Below are 869 nucleotides of genomic sequence, written 5' to 3'. Positions count from 1 at the left end.
AGCCCGCCGGACCAGGCACGACACCGCCAGCAACACATGCGTCATCCGGCACGCCACACACCGTCCCCGACGCGGCCGCAGCACCCCGACACCCCGCACCACCCGCGGCCGAGCACGACCCCACGGCCTCAAAACGCCGCCGCACGGGCACCTCAACTCGCCCGCGACCAGCCGCCGATCGACCTCACCCTGAGCAGTCCCTACCATCACCATGGGTGCCTCCAGAGCACCAAGTAGCGGCCCTCCCTGTCCGGCCAAGGAGAAGGGAGGGCCGCCGCGCCTGGAGAACATGCTCAAACTGTCGTCGCACACAAACAAGGGGCCGCCCGAAGACAGCCCCCAACACCAATCGTCACCGTCACCGTCGCTGGACCACAACCTGGGCTGCCGCGCGTTTTCCGGACAGTGCTTTTAGCGTGTTTTCACGCCGCTAATGTGTTGTCCGTGCGTCCGCTGAGAATTTCGTACGGCGTCTTATAGCCGAGCGCCGAGTGGATCCTTTGGCGATTGTAGTACAGTTCGACATAGCGCACAATAGCGTCTCGTGCGTGGGCTTTCGTCGGGAAGACGGTCCGGTTGACCATCTCATTTTTCAGGCTGGCATTGAACGATTCTGCTAGGGCGTTGTCCCAGCAGACCCCCGTACGGCCGACCGAGGACCGCAGACCGAGTTTCTTCAGCGTCCGGCGATACTCGTGCGACATGTATTGGCTGCCGCGATCAGAGTGGAAGATCGCACCTTTCGGTATGGTGATGTTACGGGCCGCCATCTCAATAGCGTCGACGACCAACTTGGTGCGCATGTGGTCCGCGACCGCCCAACCGACGACTGCCCTGGAGTAGCAGTCGATCACCGTCGCCAGGTAGAT

General features: G+C 62.8%; 1 protein-coding gene. It reads right to left on the bottom strand.

Features of this window, described 5'->3' with window-relative positions; all coding sequences use genetic code 11:
• Nucleotides 1–422: 422 nt before the first annotated feature.
• Nucleotides 423–869, bottom strand: a 447-nt coding sequence (locus tag DMB66_RS60295) for an IS3 family transposase (protein ID WP_125812730.1), incomplete at its 5' end; no start/stop codon positions are given.

This window comes from Actinoplanes sp. ATCC 53533 (genome assembly GCF_003947245.1).
The sequence above is the reverse complement of the archived record's forward strand: the minus strand, read 5'-3'. Positions and strand labels throughout refer to the sequence as shown.